Genomic DNA, 21362 nt, shown 5'->3' with positions numbered 1-21362 from the left:
TGACAAGACTAACCGAGTTGATGTGTAGTTTTCAATATATAAAACTCAGTTTCATTATTTGGAACTACAAAAGAATAAAATGGAAGCTAAGGGAGGAAACCATGCATTCCATGTACAAGCGCACTGCCGCCGCTTTGGCAGCCAGTGTCGCACTTGCCGCACCTGTCGCCGCCGAACTGACCGGCGAGCTGCGAATCTTTCTCGATACCTCCAACCCGGCGCCACGCGCGACGATGGAGGCAATGATCGACCGTTTTGCGGAACAGCATCCGGGACTGGAGATCGAAACAACAGTAATCGACCGCGAGGCGTACAAGACCCAGATCCGCAACTTCCTGACTGCGGATACGCCGGACGTGGCGACGTGGTATGCGGCGAACCGCATGAAGCCCTACGTCGAAGCGGGCCTGTTCGAAGATGTATCGGATTTGTGGGCCGAACCTGAGATCGCCGAAAATCTGGCGTCGACCAAGGGTGCGATGACCATCGACGGCAAGCAGTGGGGTGTACCCTACACCTACTATCAGTGGGGTGTTTACTATCGCAAAGACATCTTTGACGAGCTGGGCCTGACCGAGCCAACGACTTGGGAAGAAGAGCTGGCGAACTGCCAGAAGATCGTCGATTCCGGTCGCGCCTGCTATACGATCGGCACCAAGTTCCTGTGGACCGCTGGCGGCTGGTTCGACTACCTGAACATGCGCACCAACGGGTTCGACTTCCACAACCAACTTGCCAATGGCGAAATCAGCTGGGAAGACGACCGGGTCAAGCAGACCTTCGCCAACTGGAAACAGTTGATCGACATGGGCGCGTTCGTCGACAATCATCAGACGTACAGCTGGCAAGAGGCCCTGCCCTTCATGGTGAACGGCGAAGCCGCCGCGTACCTGATGGGTAACTTTGCCGTTGCTCCGCTGCGCGAAGCGGGGCTGACCGACGACCAATTGGATTTCTATCAGTTCGTTTCTATCAACCCGGATGTAGAATTGGCGGAAGATGCGCCAACTGATACGTTCCACATCCCGGCCAACGCATCGAATAAAGAAGCCGCGCGTGAGTTCCTGCGCTTTGCCGTTTCCGCGGATGAGCAAACTCAGATCAACAACGGCGCAAACCTGGGCCAGCTGCCTGTGAACGCTCAGTCGTCCGTCGATGCCGACAAGTTCCTGCAGCAAGGCTTTGAGATGCTGTCCGCCAACAGCCCCGGTGGCGTCGCCCAGTTCTGGGATCGTGACGCACCTGCGGAAATGGCGAAGGTGTCGATGGAAGGGTTCCAGGAATTCATGGTCAAGCCGGACAATGCTGACCGTATCCTGTCCAAACTGGAACGCGCACGTCAGCGTATCTACGAAAACTAAACCGGTCGGGCCGGGCTTTTGCCCGGCCTGCACCACTTCGTGCGTAAGGCGGGTGCATACCCGGCTTACTCCTTTGATCCAAAACCGAGTGAGCGCATGTCAGCCGTCGATGTCCCTGAACAAGAAAGCTGGTTCCACAGAAATCAACAGCGCATAGCGCCCTGGCTATTTTTGGCCCCGGGTCTGCTGTTCTTCATGGTCTATGTGATCATTCCAGTGTTCCAATCGTTCAACTTGTCTTTGTACGAATGGGATGGGCTTGGCGCTGCGGAATATGTGGGTTTTCGCAACTACGAAGACCTGTATTGGGAATTGGCCGATCGCGACGCGTTTTACATATCGCTGAAGAACAACCTGATCTGGTTGATCATGTATCTGTTGGCAATCCCCGCTGGTCTGTTCATTGCTCTGTTCCTGAATCAAACCGTCTGGGGCATTCGACTCTATAAGTCGCTGTTCTTCTTCCCCTTTGTGATCTCTCAGGTCGTCGTCGGACTCGTTTTCACGTGGTTCTATGACCCTACTTTCGGCCTGTTGAACGAATTCCTGGGCTTCTTCGGCTTCGGCCCGCTGAATGTTCTGGGGGATGAGCGTTTCGTCACCTACGGCATCATCTTTGCCGGTCTCTGGCCGCAAACCGCCTATTGCATGATCCTGTATCTCACTGGCCTGAACGCCGTGGATCCAGAACAGATCGAGGCCGGACGTCTGGACGGTGCAAAAGGAGGGCGTATGCTATGGCACATCATCCTGCCGCAACTACGCCCCGCCACCTTCATTGCTTTCGTTGTCACCATCATCGGCGCGCTTCGGTCTTTCGATCTGATCTCGATCATGACCCAGGGGGGCCCGTTCGGTTCATCCCGTGTGCTGGCCTATTACATGTTCGAAGTCGCGCTGTCAGAATACGGCTTCCGCATGGGATATGGCGCCGCCATCGCGGTGATCCTGTTCCTGATCATGCTGTGCTTCATCGCCTATTTCCTGTGGTCGATGTACCGCGAAGAAAGGGGGCATTAAGATGTTTCCCAAACCCATCGAAAAACAACCCCGCGGGGCACAGATCACTTACCAGGCGATGCTGCCCCTGGCACTGCTGCTGTGGCTCGGCCCCCTGCTGGCGGTAGCGCTGTTCTCGGTCAAGCCGGCAGCCGACTTTACCAACGCAAACTACTGGGGAATGCCGTCCAGCTTTGAGGGTGCCTACAACTATGGGCAGGTATTCTTCAACTCGGACATGCCACGCTATTTGCTGAACTCGTTCATGATCACCATTCCAACAGTGATCGGGGCCGTTGCCCTTAGCTGCATGACCGGGTTTGCACTGGGGATCTATAAATTCCGCTCAAACATCTGGATCTTTTTCATGTTTGTTGCGGGCAATTTCGTCCCGTTCCAGATTTTGATGGTTCCAGTGCGAGATCTGACTCTAGAGCTGGGTCTCTACAACACCAAAACCGGTCTCGTCCTGTTCCACATCGCCTTCCAGACAGGCTTTTGCACGTTGTTCATGCGCAACTTTATCCGCGCCCTGCCCTTCGAACTGATCGAGGCGGCTCGCGTTGAAGGCATCAGTGAGTGGCGCATTTTCTGGTACGTCGTCCTGCCGCTGATGAAACCGGCCATTGCCGCGCTGAGCGTGCTAATCTTTACCTTTATCTGGAACGACTATTTCTGGGCTGTCGTCCTGACACAGGGTGCGGAAAGCCAACCCGTAACAGCAGGGATTACCAGCTTCAACGCCCAGTTCCGGGCAGCCTATCAATTAATGAGTGCCGGCTCCATCGTCGCAGCTTTGCCGCCGGTGGCCATGTTCTTCCTCATGCAGAAACACTTCATCGCGGGTCTGACCCTCGGTGCCGTAAAATAACGTCAAACCAAAGGTTTGCCACATGACCAAAATCACCTTTATCGGGGCGGGTTCCACGATCTTCATGCAGAATATCGTGGGCGACGCCCTGCTGACCCCCGCACTGGCCGACAGCCATTTTGCGCTGATGGATATCGACCCCGTGCGCCTTGCCGAAAGCGAGGCCGTCGCCAAGGCGATGATCCGCTCTGTCGGAACGGGGGCATCTGTCTCTACCCACACCGACCGGCGCGCAGCGCTTGAGGGCGCCAATTTTGTCATCACCGCCTTCCAGGTCGGCGGCTATAAGCCATGCACGGTGACGGATTTCGTTATCCCCAAACAATACGGCCTGCGCCAGACCATCGCTGACACCCTAGGCGTCGGCGGTATTATGCGCGGCCTGCGCACGGTTCCTGTGTTGTGGGGCGTTGCACAAGACATGATGCAGCTCTGCCCAAACGCAACGCTGCTGCAATACGTGAACCCGATGGCGATCAACACATGGGCGCTAGCAGAACGTTTCCCGGCGCTGAAACATGTCGGCCTGTGTCATTCGGTGCAAAACACCATCGAAGAACTTGCTCACGATCTGGACCTGCCCAAGGACGAGTTCCGCTACAAGGTGGCAGGCGTGAACCACGTGGCATTTTTCTTACGGCTGGAACATGAAGGGCGCGACCTCTACCCGGCGTTGCGGCAAGGGTATACCGGCGGCCAAATTCCCAAACCACCGCTTTTGATGCCACGTTGCGCCAACAAGGTGCGGTATGAGGTGATGGAACATCTGGGCTATTTCTGCACGGAAAGTTCAGAACATTTGGCGGAATATGTTCCATGGTTCATCAAAGATGGCCGCCAGGACCTGATTGAGCAGTTCGGCATCCCGCTGGATGAATACCCAACCCGCTGCAAAGAACAGATCGCCAATTGGAAAGAACAGGCCAAGACCTTGACCGGCGGACGCAATCTTGAAGTGGCGCGCAGCCACGAATTTGCAGCCGACCTGATGAATGCGATCGTGACGGATACGCCCTACGTGGCGTATGGGAACCTGCCCAATACCGGACAGATCCCGCAACTTCCCGCTGGCGCTGCTGTCGAAACCCCTTGTCTTGTGGACGCCAACGGTGTGCAACCCTCGGTCGTAACAGATATTCCGCCGCAGCTGATCGCGCTGATGCGCAGCCAGATCAACGTGCAGGAACTGACTGTGCGGGCATTGGTTGAGCAGAACCCGGAACACATTTATCACGCAGCCATGATGGACCCGCATACCGCCGCCGAACTGGATTTGCGTCAGATCCGAAGCCTTGTGACCGACCTGCTGACCGCTCATGCCGATTGGCTACCCGACTGGTGTCGCCCGGCCCGCGCCGCCTGATCTTCATCTTTTCACAAATACTCAATTGCAACCGCAGCCAAAAAAGAAACGCCAGAAATGACAAAACGCCGCTCGCAGCATTGGTACGGAAAGCTCGACAAAGACGGCTTCATCCACCGGTCGTGGATGAAAAATCAGGGTTTTCCCGATCACGCGTTCGATGGTCGCCCTATCATCGGTATCTGCAACACGTGGTCGGAACTCACGCCCTGCAACTCGGGCCTGCGTGATCTGGCAGAAGGTGTCAAACGCGGCGTGTGGGAGGCCGGAGGCTTCCCCGTCGAATTCCCGGTGATGTCACTGGGTGAAACCCAGATGAAGCCCACTGCCATGCTGTTCCGCAACCTGCTGGCGATGGATGTCGAGGAATCCATCCGCGCCTATGGCATCGACGGCGTGGTTCTGCTGGGTGGTTGTGACAAGACCACGCCGGGGCAACTGATGGGTGCCGCTTCGGTCGATCTGCCCTCGATCGTAGTCAGCTCTGGCCCGATGCTGAACGGAAAATACCAAGGCAAGGACATTGGATCCGGAACAGATGTTTGGAAATTTTCCGAGGCCGTTCGTGCCGGCGAGATGACCCTAAAGGATTTCATGAACGCCGAATCCGGTATGTCACGCAGCGCAGGTGTTTGCATGACCATGGGTACGGCCTCAACCATGGCGTCTTTGGTTGAGGCGATGGGTATGTCCCTGCCCACCAACGCCGCCCTGCCCGCCGTTGATGCCCGCCGTATGGCGCTGGCACACCTGACGGGTAAACGGATTGTTGAGATGGTGGACGAAGATCTTAAACCGTCGGACATCCTGACCAAGGAAGCGTTCGAAAATGCCATTCTGGCCAATGCAGCCGTTGGCGGCTCGACCAATGCGGTGGTGCATTTGCTCGCGCTGGCGGGCCGCGTGGGCGTAGACCTGACCTTGAAAGACTTTGAAATCGGGTCGGAAATCCCGCTGCTGGTGAACTGCATGCCCTCAGGGAAATACCTGATGGAGGATTTCTGTTACGCAGGCGGTGTGCCCGTGGTTTTGAACGAGTTGAAATCCTTCCTGCGCCCCGCAAAAACCGTTCTGAACAAAGATATCTCGGCCCATTTCGAAGGGGCTGAGTGCTTTAACCCCGACGTCATCCGCCCCTTCGACGATCCGGTGAAACCCGCCGCGGGATTGCGCGTGTTGCGCGGAAACCTCGCGCCAAACGGGGCCATTATGAAACCCTCGGCCGCGACGGATGCGCTACTGGAAACAGAAGCCGAGGCCTACGTTTTTGAGAGCATCGAGGACTTGAAAGCCAATATTGACCGGGATGATCTGCCAGTAACCGCTGAAACCATTCTGGTCCTGAAGGGCTGCGGCCCAAAGGGCTATCCCGGCATGCCCGAGGTCGGCAACATGCCGATCCCGGCCAAACTGGTGAAGGAAGGCGTCCGCGACATGATCCGCATATCCGACGCCCGCATGTCCGGCACCGCCTATGGCACCGTCATCCTGCATGTCAGCCCCGAGGCACAGGCAGGCGGCACGTTGGCGCTCGTCAAAACCGGGGACCGTATCCGGGTTTCTGCCAGCAATGGTGAATTGGAGCTGCTTGTCGCCGATGAGGAGCTGGAAACCCGCCGCGCCGCGTGGCAACCGGACGATCCGCACTACACCCGCGGCTATGCGAAACTCTATGTCGACCACGTGCTGCAAGCCGATCAGGGCGCGGACCTAGACTTCCTTGTCGGCAAAGATACCCGCCTTGTGACCAGAGAGAGCCACTGATGGACCATTCAGCCACTTTTCATGATCTAAACGGCGCCTCGGTCTATATAACCGGCGGCGGCTCCGGCGTTGGAGCCGCTCTGACGGACGGTTTTTTGGCCCAAGGCGCAAACGTTGCCTTTATCGGCCGCTCGGACGCCAGCGCATTTGTTGAGGAAATGCGAGACAAACATGGTCGCGCGCCGCTGTTCATGCAGGGCGACATGACGGATACCGAATTGCTGCACGCCACTATGCAAAAGGCTGCCGAGGCACATGGACCTTTGGATGTGTTGGTCAACAACGCAGCCAATGACAAGCGTCACTCGCTTGAGGAAACCACCGCCGAGTTCTGGGACTGGATGATTGAGGTGAACCTCAAAGCCTATTACTTCGCCTGTCAGGAGGCCGCACGCCAAATGGCAGGAAAAGGTGGTTCAATCGTCAACTTCAGTTCGATCAGCTACATGATGGGGAATGCGGGCTATCCGATCTACACGACTTCAAACGCAGGGATCACCGGGATGACGCGGTCGTTGGCGCGCGAGTTGGGGCCGAAAAAAATCCGTATCAATGCGCTGGCTCCCGGATGGGTTTTGACGCAAAAACAACTTGAAATGTGGGCTACGCCCGAAGACCTGGCGGCGCATTTGGATCGCCAGTGCCTGAAAGAACACCTGACGCCCGAAGACATGATCGCACCGACATTGTTCCTGGCCTCGGATGCCAGCCGCGCGATGACCGGACAGTGCATGGCCGTCGATGGCGGCGTTGTAGTAACGGGGTAAAGCCATGAATGCAGAGTGGATAGCCGTCGACTGGGGAACATCCCAACTGCGGGCCTGGGCCATGCAGGGCGACACCGTACTGGCGCAAAGGCAGTCTGACTGCGGCATGGCTCGCCTGAGCAGAGATGCGTTTGAATCTGCCTTGCTTGACCTGATCGCAGACTGGCTGGGTGCTGAACCTGTCGATGTTGTGGCCTGCGGCATGGTCGGTGCGCGGCAAGGCTGGGTCGAAGCCCCCTATTCGGTCGTACCATCGGCACCGCTGTCGGACGCACCAATTCGGGTTCCCGGTACCAATGCCAGGATACGCGCGTTCGTCGTGCCTGGGCTCAAGCAGAACGCACCGCCTGATGTAATGCGCGGCGAGGAAACTCAAATTTCTGGTTTTCTGGCAACCCGCCCGAACTGGGACGGGGTTATCTGCCTGCCCGGGACGCATTCAAAATGGGTTCAGATCAGCGCAGGAGAAGTCGTGAGCTTTCGAACGTTCATGACAGGTGAGATGTTTGAGCTGCTCTCCGAGCAATCAGTGCTCAAGCATTCAATCAGTGACGGCTGGGACGTCGACGCCTTTGCAGAAGCTACAGCAGACACGCTGTCGAAACCCGAACAATTGGCTGCGCGCCTGTTTGGCCTGCGAGCGGCGGATTTGTTGCACGATCAGGACAAGGGGACAGCCCGAGCCAAGTTATCCGGGCTATTGATCGGGGCTGAACTGGGGGCAACACGCCCCTACTGGTTGGGGCAGCAGCTGGCAATTATCGGCGCTGAAGGGATGTCCCAAATCTACGGACGTGCGCTGCAACTGCAGGGCGCTTTCGTGGACACCGCTAACGCTACTCAATGCACTTTGGCAGGCCTGTCGCAGGCCCGCAAACTAACGAGGCAAACCGCATGAGCCGCCCCATCATCGCCATTTTGCGTGGCTTGCTACCGTCAGAAGCCGTCGATGTAGGCCATGCACTGATCGAAGCCGGTATCGACAAGATCGAGGTGCCGTTGAATTCGCCTGACCCGCTGAACAGCATTGAATCGTTGGCCAACTCGTTCGGCGATCAAGCCTTGATCGGCGCTGGCACGGTTCTGACCCCCGAGCAGGTAGAGGCTGTTGCGCAAGTTGGCGGTAAGCTGATCGTTTCCCCAAATTATGACGCCGAGGTCATTGTGCGTTCTGTCGCGCTAAGCATGCAAAGCTGGCCGGGCGTCTATACCCCGACCGAGGCGTTTGCTGCGCTAAAAGCTGGCGCCACTGGTTTAAAACTGTTCCCCGGTGTCATTGCCGGGCCAGTTGGTCTGGCCGCAGTGCGGCCGGTACTGCCGTCGGGCACTTTGGTCTATGCAGTTGGCGGCGCTGGACCTGAGAATTTCGCCGAATGGATCAAGGTCGGGGCAGATGGATTCGGCATCGGATCGGCCCTGTTCAAACCGGGAATGTCCATCGCAGAGATTGCCGGTCAGGCCAAGCGGATCGTCGCTGCCTATGACGAGGCAGCTGGATGAGCTTTGTTTTTGACGACCGTCCATGTGAGCTAGGCGAAGGGCCCCTGTGGCATCCTGAACGCAAGCAACTGTTCTGGTTCGACATCATCAACAAACGTTTGATGACGCAGACAGGGGGCGAGCAACACAGTTGGCAGTTTTCGGAACATGTCTCAGCGGCAGGTTGGGTGGACCGGGATACAATAGTGATGGCTTCAGAAACCGGCCTGTGGCGGTTTGGTTTGGACAGTGGTCAAAAAGACCTGATCGTCTCGCTTGAGGTGAACAACCCGGTCACCCGTTCTAATGACGGGCGCGCAGACCCGTGGGGCGGGTTTTGGATCGGGACGATGGGAAAAAACGCCGAACAAAAAGCGGGCGCGATCTATCGGTACTGGCAGGGCGAATTACGCCTTCTTGTGCCCGAGGTCACAACCTCGAACGCGATCTGTTTTTCCTCAGACAGGTCCTGCGTCTATTACACCGATACAGTCACACAACAGGTTAGGCGCTGTTCGCTGGAGCCTGAGACGGGGTGGCCCGAAGGCAATAGCACGGTGTTTCTCGACCTGCGCGCTGATGGCTTTTACCCCGATGGCGCCGTGGTCGACGCAGACGGCAATATCTGGATCGCCCAATGGGGGGCAAACCGTGTCGCTTGCTATGACCCGAATGGGCAGTTTCGGCATGCCGTCTCGTTTCAGGCCGCACATACATCTTGTCCCGCCTTTGGCGGCGACGATCTGACAACGCTGTTTTGCACCACTGCCCGTCAGGGGTTGGACGCAGACACTGTCAAAACACAACCAACCAATGGCATGACCTTTGGTGCATTGGACGCGGGCACAGGCCAGGCAGAACACAGAGTCCTTCTATGAAACCAGAACTTGGTGTTTGCTATTACCCGGAACACTGGCCCGAGGCCATGTGGGCCGAAGACGCGGCCCGTATGGTTGAAACTGGCATAAGCTGGGTCCGGATCGGTGAGTTTGCCTGGAGCCGAATGGAGCCGGTTCCAGGCGATCTGCAATTGGACTGGCTGGACCGTGCAATCGACACGCTTGGGGCGGCTGGGCTCAAGGTTGTGCTGGGGACACCTACTGCGACACCCCCGCGCTGGATGCTTGAGAAACATCCCGATATGCTGGCAGTGGATGCGCAAGGAAACCCCCGAAAATTCGGCTCACGCAGGCATTATTGTTTTAGCCATCCGGGTTATGTCCAAGAATCCGTCCGCATTGCCCGGATCATGGGCGAGCGCTACGGACGAAACCCGCATATTGGGTCCTGGCAAATCGACAATGAATATGGCTGTCACGATACGACCGTTAGCTACGGCCTCGCCGCTCTGCATGCCTTTCGGCTTTGGCTAAAGGATCAATACGGCAGCATTGACGCGCTAAACGAGGCATGGGGCAACATATTCTGGGCGATGGAGTATCGCGATTTCGACCAGATTGATCTGCCCAATCTGACAGTGACCGAACCCAACCCGGCGCATGTTCTGGCGTTCCGGCGTTTCAGTTCGGATCAGGTCGTTGCGTATAACAAAGCCCAGGCAGATGTACTGCGCGCTTTGACGGATGCGCCGTTGTTGCACAACTATATGGGCCGAGTGCTGGATTTCGACCATTTCAAGGTTGGCGAAGATCTGGATATCGCCACTTGGGACAGCTATCCAATCGGCTTCCTCTCTGACCGGCTTGAGGCGGATGAAGCCCATAAAACCGCCTTTCTTCAGCAGGGCGATCCGGACATGCAGGCTTTTCATCATGACCTGTATCGCGCGGTCGGCCGCGGGCGTTGGTGGGTGATGGAGCAGCAACCCGGCCCGGTGAATTGGGCACCGTACAATCCGGCACCACTACCCGGAATGGTTAAGCTGTGGTCGCTTGAGGCAGTGGCGCACGGGGCAGAAGTCGTCAGCTATTTCCGCTGGCGGCAGGCCCCGTTTGCGCAAGAGCAAATGCATGCGGGGCTGCTGACACCCAACAACCGCCCTGCCCCGGCTCTGACCGAGGCAAAGCAGACTTCGGACGCATTGTCAGAGATCGGCAACGTTGTGCAGGCACAGGCCCAGGTGGCCATCCTGTTCGACTACGCGTCGGATTGGGCTTGGTCGACACAGCCTCAGGGGGCGGGATTTGACTATTTCCGTCTGGTCTTCTCGGCGTATCGCGCCTTGCGGCGGGCGGGCTTGTCTGTGGACTTCGTGTCCTCAACCAAACTTCCGCGCGTTGGCTACAAGCTCATCCTTGCTCCGGGGATCGCCACCATGCGCGACAATTTGGAGCATCAATTGGCGGAGGCCTGTGATCTGCTCATCATGGGCCCACGCAGCGGGGCGATCACACATGACTTCCAGATTCCGCGGGCGCGACCCGGCCTGAACGGCCTGAAATGCGACGTCGATCTGGTCGAGACCCTGCCGCCCAATATACGGCGTGGCGTTGAAGGCGGCGGCGCGGCGCAACATTGGATCGACAGGATTTCGGGGACTGCCCCCAATTTGTTGACATTTGCAGATGGCACCCCTGCGCTTTTGGGTGAAAATCGTCTTTGGTATCTGGCAGGTTTCCCGAATGACACATTGTGGGACCGGGTCGTTGAAATGGCCGCGCGCAAAACCGACGTTACCCTATTTTCGATGCCCAAAGGGCTGCGCCGTCGCGAGACGGCCACACATGTTTTCTTGATCAACTACAACGCGCAACCAGTCGCATGGAACGGTGACGTCGTTGACGCCTGTGACGTAGCTGTCACGCAGAAGGATGCGCCCGAAGAGGAATGACTTCTCCGGGCGCTCGTTTTGGATTTAGCTTCAAAACCTACTGGTCAGTCTGCAGGCTGTTGGGGTCGAACACGCCCCCAAAGCCACCGTTGTTTGAAGGCGGAGTTTCAGTATCTGAACTCTCCTCCTCGGCATCACCACCCAGAGTATTCGGCGCGAAGACGTTGCCAAAACCGCTGTTGTTGGACGGTTTCGGTGTGGATTGCTGCGCACCACCTTGTTCGGCTTCTTCGGCCTCACGCTTCTTACGCTGTTCTTCGCGCTGCTTGCGCAGCTCTTGAATGCGTTGATCGGCTTCCAGACGTTTCTGCTCTTTCACATTGGCGATGCATTGGCCGGGGTTGTAGGCCGTTGCGGTGCCAACGACAGTGATCGTCGCAACCGCAAACACAACCAGTAGGACAGCCGCCATGTTGCCAGCAAAGAAGCTGGGCAACTTAATCTTGCCTGCCAGTTCCTCAACAGTGGCGCTCTTACGGGCTGCGGCCACCAGTTCCTGACGCTTCAGCTTGGCTTCGTTCAACAAGGCAAAGAATACTGTCAACGCCACGATGATGAAGGCCAGAGCCGAAATGGCAGGCGTGATACCATACCGCACCTTTTGGGCCAGTTCGATCGTCAGCGTCGGGTATTCACCAAAGGTGAAAGTGGTGGTGTTGTAGTTCTCGAACGAAGCGAGGAACGCCAGTACTGCTGCGGAAGCAATCGCAGGACGCATGAAGGGCAACAGAATCTTGCGGAAAGCCTGAGCATGCGTTGCACCAAGGTCCAACGCCGCTTCGGTCAATGCCACATCGTAACGCTGCAGGCGCGCCACCAGAACCAACATGCAATAGCTTGCAATAAAGGTGGATTGGCCGATTACCGTCAGGAAGATACCGTTAGACAGGAAGCTATCTGCACCCAGTCCCAGCATCCGATTGATCCGATCCCAGAACACCAAAGTCGAGATGCCCAGAACAACACCCGGGATCAGGATCGGAGCGATGATGATCGTGTAGTAGGTCGCCCGTAACTTAGGCCATATCTGGGTCAGCATCAGCGCACCGGCCAGACCCATCGCCACCGACAGAACAACCGTTCCGGCGCCAATGATCAGCGAGTTCTTGATGCCGTTCAGGATACGCTGATCCTGAAACAGCTCGCCGAACCACTGGAAGGTCAGACACTCCCACGGCGTCATGCGCGGGAAAGCCGACGAATTGAAGGCCGTGACCGACATGATCACCAGCGGGCCCAGCAGGTACAGGAAGAAGATGACCAGATAGACCCAGATGCTTACACGAAGGAAGGAATTATTCATTTCCCGATATCCCCCATATTCACCTTGAACAGGCGCATCATCGCCAGCACGAACAAGATACAGGTCACCAGAAGAACAATTGCGTAGGCGGCACCTTGCGGCCAGTCATTGTTGTCATTGAACTGCTGGTAGATAAGCTGCGTAAACCACAGACTGGATGGTCCGCCCAGGATTTGCGGCGCGGCCAGCGCACCGGCGCTGAGCATGAACACCATGGTACAGCCTGAGCTGATGCCCGGTTTGGCGTAAGGAATAACCACACGCCAGTGAATTCGCCACCACGGCGCACCAAGATCGCGCGCAGCCTCGATCTGGTTTTTATCCAGACTTTCGATCACGTTGTACATCGGGAAGATCATCAGCAGGATGTAGGCGTAACCCAGACCGGCATAGAGCGCGATGTCATTGCGAATAAAGTCAAACGGCGTATCCCAGATGCCCAGCCCTACGAACAGTGTATTCAAAACACCGGTCTCACCAAAGATAATCCGCAGGGCAAAGGCACGCAAAATCTCGTTGATCCAGTAAGGGATGATCAGCATGATCGCGAAGATGCGAATGTGGTTGCCTTTGGACTGACCCAGATAATAGGCAATTGGATAGCAGAGGATCAGGTTGAAGATCGTCACACAGACCGCAGCTAGCAGAGTGCGGAAAAAGACCCTCAGATCGACTGCATTATAGGACTGACTGCCGCCCTCAGGGCCATAGATCAGGTATTTGTAGTTCTCCAGCGTATAGACGTCCTTGGGCCCGCCGATCTCCGGCGGGGGCAAGTTCGGACGGAAGGAGAAATCCAGCATCGACAATTGCGGCAGAATGATCAGGCCAATGGTCCAGAACAGGACCAGACCCAATATTGCGGCGCCCATGCCGATGCCGTTTCGGTTGAAGAATTCTTTCAGGAAGCCTGGCATAGTCGGCCCCCTTATTCCGCGGCCAATTCACCAGCCGGAACCAGAACCGCATTGCGGGTCTCATATTCCAACGTGATGTTTTGGCCTGTGTGGTCATCGAAGGATTGGCCGAGGTTTGGCAAGGACACCTTGATCTCTTTACCGCCGTCACCTTCAGTGAAGATGTTGAAGACGTTACCTTCGAATTCTTCGTGGTTCACCCGCGCGGTGACAAAGTGATCGCCTGATGCACCATCGGCAGCGATCGCAAAAGCTTCGGGGCGAATGAACATCATGGCGTCGTCACCCGCTTTCAGCTTTCCTTGGTTGGCGGACGAGATACGTGCAACCAATTCACCAGACCGGTTCGTTGAAATCAGCGCTTCGTTCCCCATAATCTGTTTAACTTTGCCGCGAAACACGTTGTTTTCACCTACGAAAGAGGCCGCGAATGCAGTGTTGGGATCATTATAGATAGTCTTGCCATCAGCGATTTGATCGATCACACCAGCCCGCATGACCGCAATACTGTCTGACATGGTCAGGGCTTCGCCCTGATCGTGGGTGATATAGATGAAGGTGATGCCGACGCGTTTTTGAATCTCACGCAACTCGGTGCGCATATGCTGGCGCAGTTTGAGGTCCAGCGCGGACAACGGTTCATCCAGCAGCAGCACATCCGGTTCCGCACATAGCGCGCGGGCGATGGCAACCCGTTGGCGCTGACCACCGGACAACTCGCTTGGCAGCTTGTCACCCTGGTCAGGCAGCGCGATCATGTCCAGCAGCTCATCGGCACGCTTTCGGCGCTCTTTTGCGCTTGCGCCGCTGATCTCCAATGAGAAGGTGATATTTTCCCAGACTTTCATCAGCGGGAACAACGCGAGGTTCTGAAAAATCAGGGCGGTCGGGCGTTTGTTCGGACCGATGCCACGCATGTCCTTGCCACCGATCAGAACTTTGCCCTCACTTGGGTCCAGAAAACCCGAAACCGCCCGCAGGATCGTCGTCTTACCGCACCCTGAGGGACCAAGAAACGAAAAGAAATCGCCCCCATTGATGTTCACATTGGCGTCCCGCACGGCAACAAAGTCTCCGAAACGGATCCACAGGTTTTCAAGATCTACACCGACCCCTGCACTCATTTTTGGCATCTCCGTCTGGCACGGTCCATGACCACACCGAAATAGCGTCCGTCACGCCGTTGTGGCATGCGGGTTGATAGCCCTCCGCACAGTGGCGGAGGGCACCTTGTCAAAGCAATCAGGCGCTTTTGAACTTGTTGACGAACTCGGTCCGAGTTTCGGCATACCACGGAGCCTCAGCAGGCCATGGGTTCAGGTTTGCCAGCGAGTCGCCCGGATAGGCCTCGGCGAAGTTCTTCTTGTAGGTGTCGCCCGCATATTGGTCGGCACCCAGAACTGGCGAGTTGTAACCGTGGCTGTCGATGGCGACACCTGCAGGCTTGGCCTGATAGGCGAAATCGATGAAGGCATAAACCTGATCGATGTTCTGCGCACCGGTCGGCATCGACATACCGTCGACCCATGCCATCGCACCTTCGACCGGAGCCTGATAGTGCACCGGCTCACCAGCCGATTTCAGCGCCAGCGGCGGACCATCCCAGGTCTGGCCGACAATAACGCCTTCGTTCAACAGGCCGTTTTTCTGGGTGTCGGCATCGTTCCAGATCAGCTTGATCCGGTTCTTCCGCTCGACGCACCAGTCTGTGATCTGGCCCCAGACCTTGCGCATGGTGTCTTCGTCGCCGTACGCGGCCCAGACAGAGCCAGGCTCCATCTCTCCGGAGGCTTCCATATACAGACCCGCGCCCAGCATCATCGAGTGCGCGCGACCCATGGTCTTGCCTGCGTTTGCTTCGGACCAGACGTCTCCATAGGACGGGGCGTCGCCTTCGGGCAGCCACAGGTCGGTGCGGTAGGCGATGCCTTCTGTACCCCAGATATGCGGCAGCCAGTGCACGCCACTGTCAGCAAAGTTCCAGGCGTCGGTGCCGATCTGCGCCATCGCAGGGTTCACCAGATCAATTGGAACCTTGTTCATGTCGAAGGGCTGCAACAGTTCCAGCGGCCCCCACTGCAGCGAGCGGTTGTTAGTCGGCGATACGATGTCAAAGCCTTGGCCCTTGGTGGCCTTCATCTTGTTGATGATTTCTTCGTTCGATCCGATGCCGGTGTAGTTCACCTTGATCCCGGTCAGAGTTTCAAACTCTTGCAGGAATGCGGGCGGCAGATAGTCCGACCACATCAGAATGTTGATTTCACCCGAAGATGCCAGCGCGCTTTTGCTGTAAAGCGGTGCTGCCAGTGCTGCTGCACCCGCGCCTTTCAGGACCGAGCGTCTGGAAACGGTTTTCCGTTCAGCCATATTTTAGTTCTCCCGTTATTGGACTGTGTTGTTTTGTTATTATGGTTGCCACGCTAGAACTTTGCGGGGGCATTGTCAGGCCAAAAGTGACGGATTGGAAATTTCGTATGTCCAGATTGCGATTTAATCTAGCAAGTATCGCTAGTTACCCCCTGGGTCCGCAGTCATATATTGAGACCGGAGTAGCCTATTTCTGCAATGTTTCGTAAAAAGTTGACACGGCTGCCCGTCAGGTCCGGGACCAGATTTTGGGCCTCAATCCAATTGGGGAAAAGCGGGTTTTGTCATGCCAGACCGAAAGAAATCACGACAAAAACAGTCGTAAACTGCATGCTTTTGGCAACGCACGCAGACCTCGGGGCTTACTATGCGGGGAACAGACAACGTTTCAAGCAGTATGAAAAGGGGCATTCGCGTACTGCATCGCACCTTTCGATCCATTAGGTATGAGTTACAGTTATTCTCTCATGGACAGGCCCTGGTGAAACAGGTGAACCTTGCCCGGATCTGCCGAAACAGCAACGGTTTGGCCCCGCATGTTTTTTTGGACCCCCGGCAGTTTTGCGATTGTGGGGTCCTCTCCGTCTTTGGAGGCAAAATACAACAGCGTGACCTCTCCAAGTGCTTCGGTAAAGTCCACAATTCCTTCCATAATCGGATTGCTTTCAACGGGGTGAAAGTCTTCGGGACGCACGCCGATATTCACCTGTTTACCCTCGTCAGCCGCATTGGTCCGGATGTTGGTCACCGCGATCCCACCGCCATCCAGTTTTACGACGGTACTCTCACCAGTCTGCGTGATGACCCCCGGCAACAGGTTCATCGCAGGTGAGCCAATAAATTGCGCGACAAACTCATTGTCTGGCGTTTCATATAGTTCGAGAGGGGTGCCGACCTGCGCGATCCCCTTGTTGGCCAGGACGACAATCCGGGTGGCCAATGTCATCGCCTCGACCTGATCGTGGGTGACATAGACCATCGTGCTGTCGGGCATTGCCTCTTTCAAACGCGCGATTTCGATGCGGGTTGCGACGCGCAGCGCTGCGTCAAGATTGGAAAGCGGTTCATCGAACAGATAGACCTTTGGGTCCCGCACGATCGCCCGACCGATTGCAACGCGTTGCCGCTGACCACCGGAAAGGGCCTTGGGAAGGCGGTCCAGAAACGGTTCCAACTGTAGGATACGAGCGGCGCGGTCAACGGCTGCATCAACCTTGTCCATTGGCATTTTGGCAATCTTCAATGCAAAGGCCATATTCTCGCGCACAGTCATGTGCGGATACAGGGCATAGCTTTGGAAAACCATCGCAATGCCCCGTTGCGCGGGCGGCACGTTGTTCATCACCTGGCCTTCGATCTCAAGCGTTCCGCCAGTGATCTTTTCAAGCCCTGCAATCATGCGCAGCAACGTGGATTTACCGCATCCCGAAGGCCCAACAAATACAATTAATTCACCGCGTTCGATGTCGAGGTTAATGTTCTTTAGAACGTCGACATTACCATACGTTTTGGCGACATCCGTGAGATTGAGTTCAGACATGACTTACCCCTGTACCCGAGCCATCAAACAGAATTGGGCCGCACCGAGGGTCATTGTCCCCGCCCCTGCGACGCCGCCCAACTCCTCCCCGATAACCTGCCAGTTACCGTCGGGCAGTGTGACTTCCGCGCTGTCAGATCCCAGATTGAATACACAAAAGACCTGCTGGGCATCGTCCTCACGCAGGAAGGTCAGGATCGGGCCCGACTGGGTCATGTCGAGCTGCTGCCCTAACATCAGTGCAGAATACGCGTGGCGCAACGCAATCGCGCGGCGATAGTGATGCAGCATCGAGTTTGGCTGTTGCTCTAAACGGTCTACCGCTTGCTCGGCTTGCGTTTGGCTGACGGGCAACCAGGGGGCACCAGTACTGAACCCGAACTGTTCGTCCTGCGCAGCCCAAACCATCGGAGTGCGGCATCCATCACGGCCCTTGAATTCCGGCCAGAATTCTATGCCGTAGGGGTCCTGCAGATGCTCAAAGGGCACATCCGCCTCGGGCAGGCCAAGTTCTTCGCCTTGGTACAAGCATGCTGACCCGCGCAGGCACATCATCAGCACTGCATGTTGACGGATGGCTGCGTCGTCCAGCCCCCACCGCGACGCGTGGCGCTGAACATCATGGTTTGAGAACGCCCAGCAAGGCCATGCATCGCCAGCCTTTTCTTCCAACTGATCAAACACCTGCTTGGCATATGCGGCGGTCAAAGCGCGTTTTTCGAGAAACTCAAAGGCATAACACATATGCATACGTTTATCGCCGCTGGTGTATTCCCCCATGATCTCAAGCCCGCGCTGAGCGTCGCCAACCTCACCCAAACAAGCACGACCTTCGTATTCGTCCGTCAGCGCACGCAACCGTTCGAGGAAGGCGATGTTTTCAGGCTGGCTTTTGGAATAGAGGTGATCCTGATGGTTATAGGGGTTCACCAACGGCGCGATCGAGGCATTGCGCTGATCCATCGGCAGGCCAGGATTGTCGCGCAGTTGTTTGTCGTGGAAGTAGAAGTTGATCGTGTCCAGACGGAAACCATCCACGCCCAAGTCCAGCCAGAACCGCGCCACATCCAGCAATGCATCCTGCACGTCCGGGCAATGGAAGTTCAGATCCGGCTGCGACGTCAGGAAGTTGTGCAGATAGTACTGTAGGCGTCGGGAATCCCACTGCCATGCAGACCCGCCAAAAATCGACAGCCAGTTGTTTGGTGGCGTCCCGTCGGGTTTGGGATCAGCCCAAACGTACCAGTCGGACTTGGCATTTTCGCGACTGGACCGGCTTTCCTTGAACCATAGGTGTTGATCCGACGTATGCGACAGCACGAGGTCGATCATCACCTTTAGCCCAACTGAATGCGCCTGATCTAAGAGGTCCTTAAAGTCCTCCATGGTGCCAAACATCGGATCAACATCACGATAGTCGCTGACATCGTATCCAAAATCCTTCATCGGAGATTTGAAGAATGGCGAGATCCAGATCGCGTCGACGCCAAGCGAAGCGATGTAACCAAGCCTTTGGGTGATACCCCTGAGATCTCCGATTCCATCGCCGTTGCTGTCCTGAAAACTGCGCGGGTAGATCTGGTAAATCACTCCGCCCCGCCACCAGTCGGCGGCTGCCTTGGTTGCTGTTTCGAGTTTCACGGTGTTCTGCACGTTCATCAGACGCCTCTACTTAACGGACCCGGCCAACAGACCGCGGACCAGATATTTTTGCATTGCGAAGAAAACAATCAGCGGGACGATGATCGAAACAAAGGCCGCTGTGGCAAGGATTTCCCAATTCCCACCGCGCGTGCCCAAAAGCTCGACGATGCGGTTGGTCATGACGGTGGTTTGCCCGGATGCGTCAATCAGGAACACCTTGGCAACCAGCAAGTCATTCCACGTCCAAAGGAACTGGAAGATTGCGAAAGACGCCAGCGCTGGAAAGCTGAGTGGCAGGATCAATTTGGTAAAGATCTGAAACTCGGTCGCACCATCGACCCGCGCGTTTTCGATCAGGTCGCGGGGCAGACCGGCCATGTAGTTACGCAAAAGATAGATCGCCAGCGGCAAACCGAAACCGGTATGCGCCATCCAAACCCCCAGATATCCTTTGCCAATGCCGATATTCAGGTGGAATTTCAGCAATGGGATCAGGGCCAGTTGCAGCGGGACAACCAACAGACCAACGACAGCTGCAATAATCAAAGCACGTCCAGGGAAATCCATCCACGCCAGCGCATAGGCTGCAAAAGCCGCCACGAGGATTGGAATGATCGTCGCCGGGATTGTTACGGTCAGCGTGTTGAAAAACGCGCGCCCCATGCTGTCGGTACTGTCTTCCGCCAGAAGAACCTTGTGATAGTTGTCCAAGGTAAACTCCGGCGGCAATTCCGCAGTTGCGAAAACCCGCGATCCACGACTGCCGGTGAACTCTTCCGGGTTCTCCATCCGGTAATTACCCTTGGCGTCTACCGTGATCGTGCCGCCCTTGCGCAACTCTGCTGTTTCACCAGGGGAAAAGGCATCAACTGCACGAGAGCTGACGCCCCATTTTGAGATTGTCGCCTTCGTCCCTTCGTCAAACAGATTGCCTTCGATCACGTACAGCCCATTCTCCAGTACTTGGGTATCCGGGGCCGCGCTGCGCTGGGTCAGATTTTGTTCAGACGGGAACAGTGACCGCCACCAACCACTGGTTGCGATCTGGTCCGCCGTGCGAAAAGACGAGATCAAAAGGCCCAGAGTTGGCACGACCCACAGCACCACCAGAAAGAGGACCGAGGCATGGACGACCCAGCGAAGGGCGGGTTTGGTTCCTGCGATATCGCTCATGACCCTACTCCATCTCTTGCCGCGCGTTGCGCACATTCCAGACAAGGATCGGAGCCACCAGGAGCATGATCACCATTGCCGAAGCCGACCCGACGCCCCAGTCGTTGGCGCGAAACAGCTTGTCATACATGTAGTTGGCCAGTACCTGCGTCTCCCACTGGCCGTTGGTCATGGCAAAAACGATGTCAAAGACCTTGAGGACGGTGATGGTGATCGTGGTCCAGACGACAAGGATTGTGGTTTTGATCTGCGGCACTTTGATCCGGAAAAATATCTGAAACGGATTGGCCCCATCCAGAATTGCGGCCTCAATCGTTTCCTCGGGGATTCCGCGCAGGGCGGCAGATAGGATAACCATGGCAAAACCAGTTTGGATCCAGATGAGGACAACCATCAGCAAAAAGCTGTTCCAGAACGGTATCGTCAACCAAGTCTGCGGCTCGGTCCCGCCAAAGAAAATATAGAGCGCATTGAGCATTCCGATCTGATCTTGTTCGGCCGGACGAGTGTCATAGACCAACTTCCAGATAACCGATGCCCCCACGAACGAGATCGCCATTGGCATAAAGATCAGCGACTTGGCGAGATTGCCCCAACGAATGCGGTCAGTCAGCTGTGCCACCAACAGGCCAAAGGCCGTCGACATTGCAGGCACAATGATCAGCCAGAACATGTTGTTGCGCATCGCTTCCCAAAACTTGGGCTCCTTGGCCATCTGGATATAGTTGTCCAGCCCGACCCATTTGTAGCCGCCGCCCGGGACACGATCAGTCAGTGACAGCCGCAGGGTTTCGACAACCGGATAGGCCAGATACAAGCCCAAAGCAGCCAGCGCTGGAAACAGGAACAACCAAGGCCGGATCATGTTCGCGCGGTTGATGTTGCGGCCAGCATTCGGCCCCCGAGGCGGGAACAAAACTCTGTCCAGAAACTGATTGGATAGATAGAAGTAGCCCACGCAACCTGACACGCCGATGGCGATGGTCAGCAGGCCTTGAAATGCCGGGTGCATGCCGCTCTCCC

The 21362-nt window shown here is 56.4% G+C and carries 18 protein-coding genes; 10 read left to right on the top strand and 8 right to left on the bottom strand.

The features are described 5' to 3' along the window. The first annotated feature begins 101 nt into the window (after window positions 1-101). From DS906_RS02015 to DS906_RS01970, 10 genes are all read left to right on the top strand, one after another. Entirely contained in the window at window positions 102-1361 is a 1260-nt protein-coding gene (locus tag DS906_RS02015; RefSeq protein ID WP_108859651.1) for an ABC transporter substrate-binding protein, read from the top strand. 96 nt (window positions 1362-1457) lie between these two features. After that, window positions 1458-2381, top strand: a complete 924-nt coding sequence (locus DS906_RS02010; protein ID WP_058271993.1) for a carbohydrate ABC transporter permease — start codon at window positions 1458-1460, stop codon at window positions 2379-2381. A gap of 1 nt (window position 2382) precedes the next feature. After that, window positions 2383-3231 carry a carbohydrate ABC transporter permease gene (locus DS906_RS02005; protein ID WP_058271994.1) on the top strand — a complete coding sequence of 283 codons (849 nt, stop codon included), beginning with the start codon at window positions 2383-2385 and terminating at the stop codon, window positions 3229-3231. 22 nt (window positions 3232-3253) lie between these two features. Then, the gene (locus tag DS906_RS02000) at window positions 3254-4594 is read left to right on the top strand and encodes an alpha-glucosidase/alpha-galactosidase (RefSeq protein WP_113788586.1); all 1341 of its coding nucleotides are present in this window, start codon (window positions 3254-3256) and stop codon (window positions 4592-4594) included. A gap of 57 nt (window positions 4595-4651) precedes the next feature. Further along, window positions 4652-6358 carry an IlvD/Edd family dehydratase gene (locus DS906_RS01995; RefSeq protein ID WP_113788585.1) on the top strand — a complete coding sequence of 569 codons (1707 nt, stop codon included), beginning with the start codon at window positions 4652-4654 and terminating at the stop codon, window positions 6356-6358. Then, a complete protein-coding gene (locus DS906_RS01990; RefSeq protein ID WP_113788584.1) occupies window positions 6358-7125 on the top strand; it encodes an SDR family NAD(P)-dependent oxidoreductase in 768 nt (255 codons plus the stop codon). Before DS906_RS01995 ends, DS906_RS01990 begins: the two co-directional genes overlap by 1 nt. A 4-nt stretch (window positions 7126-7129) precedes the next feature. After that, complete coding sequence (locus DS906_RS01985) at window positions 7130-8023, top strand: 2-dehydro-3-deoxygalactonokinase (protein WP_113788583.1); 894 nt, start codon at window positions 7130-7132, stop codon at window positions 8021-8023. Then, the gene (locus DS906_RS01980) at window positions 8020-8625 is read left to right on the top strand and encodes a 2-dehydro-3-deoxy-6-phosphogalactonate aldolase (protein ID WP_113788582.1); all 606 of its coding nucleotides are present in this window, start codon (window positions 8020-8022) and stop codon (window positions 8623-8625) included. Before DS906_RS01985 ends, DS906_RS01980 begins: the two co-directional genes overlap by 4 nt. After that, window positions 8622-9482 (top strand): SMP-30/gluconolactonase/LRE family protein, encoded by an 861-nt coding sequence (locus tag DS906_RS01975; protein WP_113788581.1) that lies wholly within the window; start codon window positions 8622-8624, stop codon window positions 9480-9482. Before DS906_RS01980 ends, DS906_RS01975 begins: the two co-directional genes overlap by 4 nt. Further along, window positions 9479-11395, top strand: a complete 1917-nt coding sequence (locus DS906_RS01970) for a beta-galactosidase (RefSeq protein WP_113788580.1) — start codon at window positions 9479-9481, stop codon at window positions 11393-11395. Before DS906_RS01975 ends, DS906_RS01970 begins: the two co-directional genes overlap by 4 nt. A gap of 37 nt (window positions 11396-11432) precedes the next feature. Here the strand turns inward: DS906_RS01970 and DS906_RS01965 are convergent, their stop codons facing one another. From DS906_RS01965 to DS906_RS01930, 8 genes are all read right to left on the bottom strand, one after another. Further along, a complete protein-coding gene (locus DS906_RS01965; protein ID WP_113788579.1) occupies window positions 11433-12698 on the bottom strand; it encodes an ABC transporter permease in 1266 nt (421 codons plus the stop codon). After that, window positions 12695-13615, bottom strand: coding sequence for an ABC transporter permease (locus tag DS906_RS01960; RefSeq protein ID WP_058272003.1), 921 nt, complete (start codon window positions 13613-13615; stop codon window positions 12695-12697). Before DS906_RS01960 ends, DS906_RS01965 begins: the two co-directional genes overlap by 4 nt. 11 nt (window positions 13616-13626) lie before the next feature. Next, window positions 13627-14739, bottom strand: a complete 1113-nt coding sequence (locus DS906_RS01955; RefSeq protein WP_113788578.1) for an ABC transporter ATP-binding protein — start codon at window positions 14737-14739, stop codon at window positions 13627-13629. Window positions 14740-14857: 118 nt separating this feature from the next. After that, a complete protein-coding gene (locus DS906_RS01950; RefSeq protein WP_108859641.1) occupies window positions 14858-15982 on the bottom strand; it encodes an extracellular solute-binding protein in 1125 nt (374 codons plus the stop codon). A 457-nt stretch (window positions 15983-16439) separates the two neighbouring features. Then, window positions 16440-17522, bottom strand: a complete 1083-nt coding sequence (locus tag DS906_RS01945; RefSeq protein WP_113788577.1) for an ABC transporter ATP-binding protein — start codon at window positions 17520-17522, stop codon at window positions 16440-16442. 3 nt (window positions 17523-17525) lie between these two features. Then, window positions 17526-19181 (bottom strand): alpha-glucosidase, encoded by a 1656-nt coding sequence (locus DS906_RS01940; protein WP_113788576.1) that lies wholly within the window; start codon window positions 19179-19181, stop codon window positions 17526-17528. A gap of 9 nt (window positions 19182-19190) precedes the next feature. Further along, a complete protein-coding gene (locus tag DS906_RS01935; RefSeq protein ID WP_113788575.1) occupies window positions 19191-20339 on the bottom strand; it encodes a carbohydrate ABC transporter permease in 1149 nt (382 codons plus the stop codon). A 4-nt stretch (window positions 20340-20343) separates the two neighbouring features. After that, window positions 20344-21351, bottom strand: a complete 1008-nt coding sequence (locus DS906_RS01930; RefSeq protein ID WP_113788574.1) for a carbohydrate ABC transporter permease — start codon at window positions 21349-21351, stop codon at window positions 20344-20346. Window positions 21352-21362: the final 11 nt, after the last annotated feature.

Source organism: Ruegeria sp. A3M17 (assembly GCF_003318255.1).
Lineage (GTDB): Bacteria > Pseudomonadota > Alphaproteobacteria > Rhodobacterales > Rhodobacteraceae > Ruegeria.
Note: the sequence above shows the minus strand (reverse complement) of the source record. Positions and strands in the feature narration are given on the sequence as shown.

Bases quoted from the DNA above. Each gene is read 5' to 3' on its own strand.
- DS906_RS02015 (WP_108859651.1), top strand. From the start codon at position 102: ATGCATTCCATGTACAAGCGCACTGCCGCCGCTTTGGCAGCCAGTGTC.
- DS906_RS02010 (WP_058271993.1), top strand. From the start codon at position 1,458: ATGTCAGCCGTCGATGTCCCTGAACAAGAAAGCTGGTTCCACAGAAAT.
- DS906_RS02005 (WP_058271994.1), top strand. From the start codon at position 2,383: ATGTTTCCCAAACCCATCGAAAAACAACCCCGCGGGGCACAGATCACT.
- DS906_RS02000 (WP_113788586.1), top strand. From the start codon at position 3,254: ATGACCAAAATCACCTTTATCGGGGCGGGTTCCACGATCTTCATGCAG.
- DS906_RS01995 (WP_113788585.1), top strand. From the start codon at position 4,652: ATGACAAAACGCCGCTCGCAGCATTGGTACGGAAAGCTCGACAAAGAC.
- DS906_RS01990 (WP_113788584.1), top strand. From the start codon at position 6,358: ATGGACCATTCAGCCACTTTTCATGATCTAAACGGCGCCTCGGTCTAT.
- DS906_RS01985 (WP_113788583.1), top strand. From the start codon at position 7,130: ATGAATGCAGAGTGGATAGCCGTCGACTGGGGAACATCCCAACTGCGG.
- DS906_RS01980 (WP_113788582.1), top strand. From the start codon at position 8,020: ATGAGCCGCCCCATCATCGCCATTTTGCGTGGCTTGCTACCGTCAGAA.
- DS906_RS01975 (WP_113788581.1), top strand. From the start codon at position 8,622: ATGAGCTTTGTTTTTGACGACCGTCCATGTGAGCTAGGCGAAGGGCCC.
- DS906_RS01970 (WP_113788580.1), top strand. From the start codon at position 9,479: ATGAAACCAGAACTTGGTGTTTGCTATTACCCGGAACACTGGCCCGAG.
- DS906_RS01965 (WP_113788579.1), bottom strand. From the start codon at position 12,698: ATGAATAATTCCTTCCTTCGTGTAAGCATCTGGGTCTATCTGGTCATC.
- DS906_RS01960 (WP_058272003.1), bottom strand. From the start codon at position 13,615: ATGCCAGGCTTCCTGAAAGAATTCTTCAACCGAAACGGCATCGGCATG.
- DS906_RS01955 (WP_113788578.1), bottom strand. From the start codon at position 14,739: ATGAGTGCAGGGGTCGGTGTAGATCTTGAAAACCTGTGGATCCGTTTC.
- DS906_RS01950 (WP_108859641.1), bottom strand. From the start codon at position 15,982: ATGGCTGAACGGAAAACCGTTTCCAGACGCTCGGTCCTGAAAGGCGCG.
- DS906_RS01945 (WP_113788577.1), bottom strand. From the start codon at position 17,522: ATGTCTGAACTCAATCTCACGGATGTCGCCAAAACGTATGGTAATGTC.
- DS906_RS01940 (WP_113788576.1), bottom strand. From the start codon at position 19,181: ATGAACGTGCAGAACACCGTGAAACTCGAAACAGCAACCAAGGCAGCC.
- DS906_RS01935 (WP_113788575.1), bottom strand. From the start codon at position 20,339: ATGAGCGATATCGCAGGAACCAAACCCGCCCTTCGCTGGGTCGTCCAT.
- DS906_RS01930 (WP_113788574.1), bottom strand. From the start codon at position 21,351: ATGCACCCGGCATTTCAAGGCCTGCTGACCATCGCCATCGGCGTGTCA.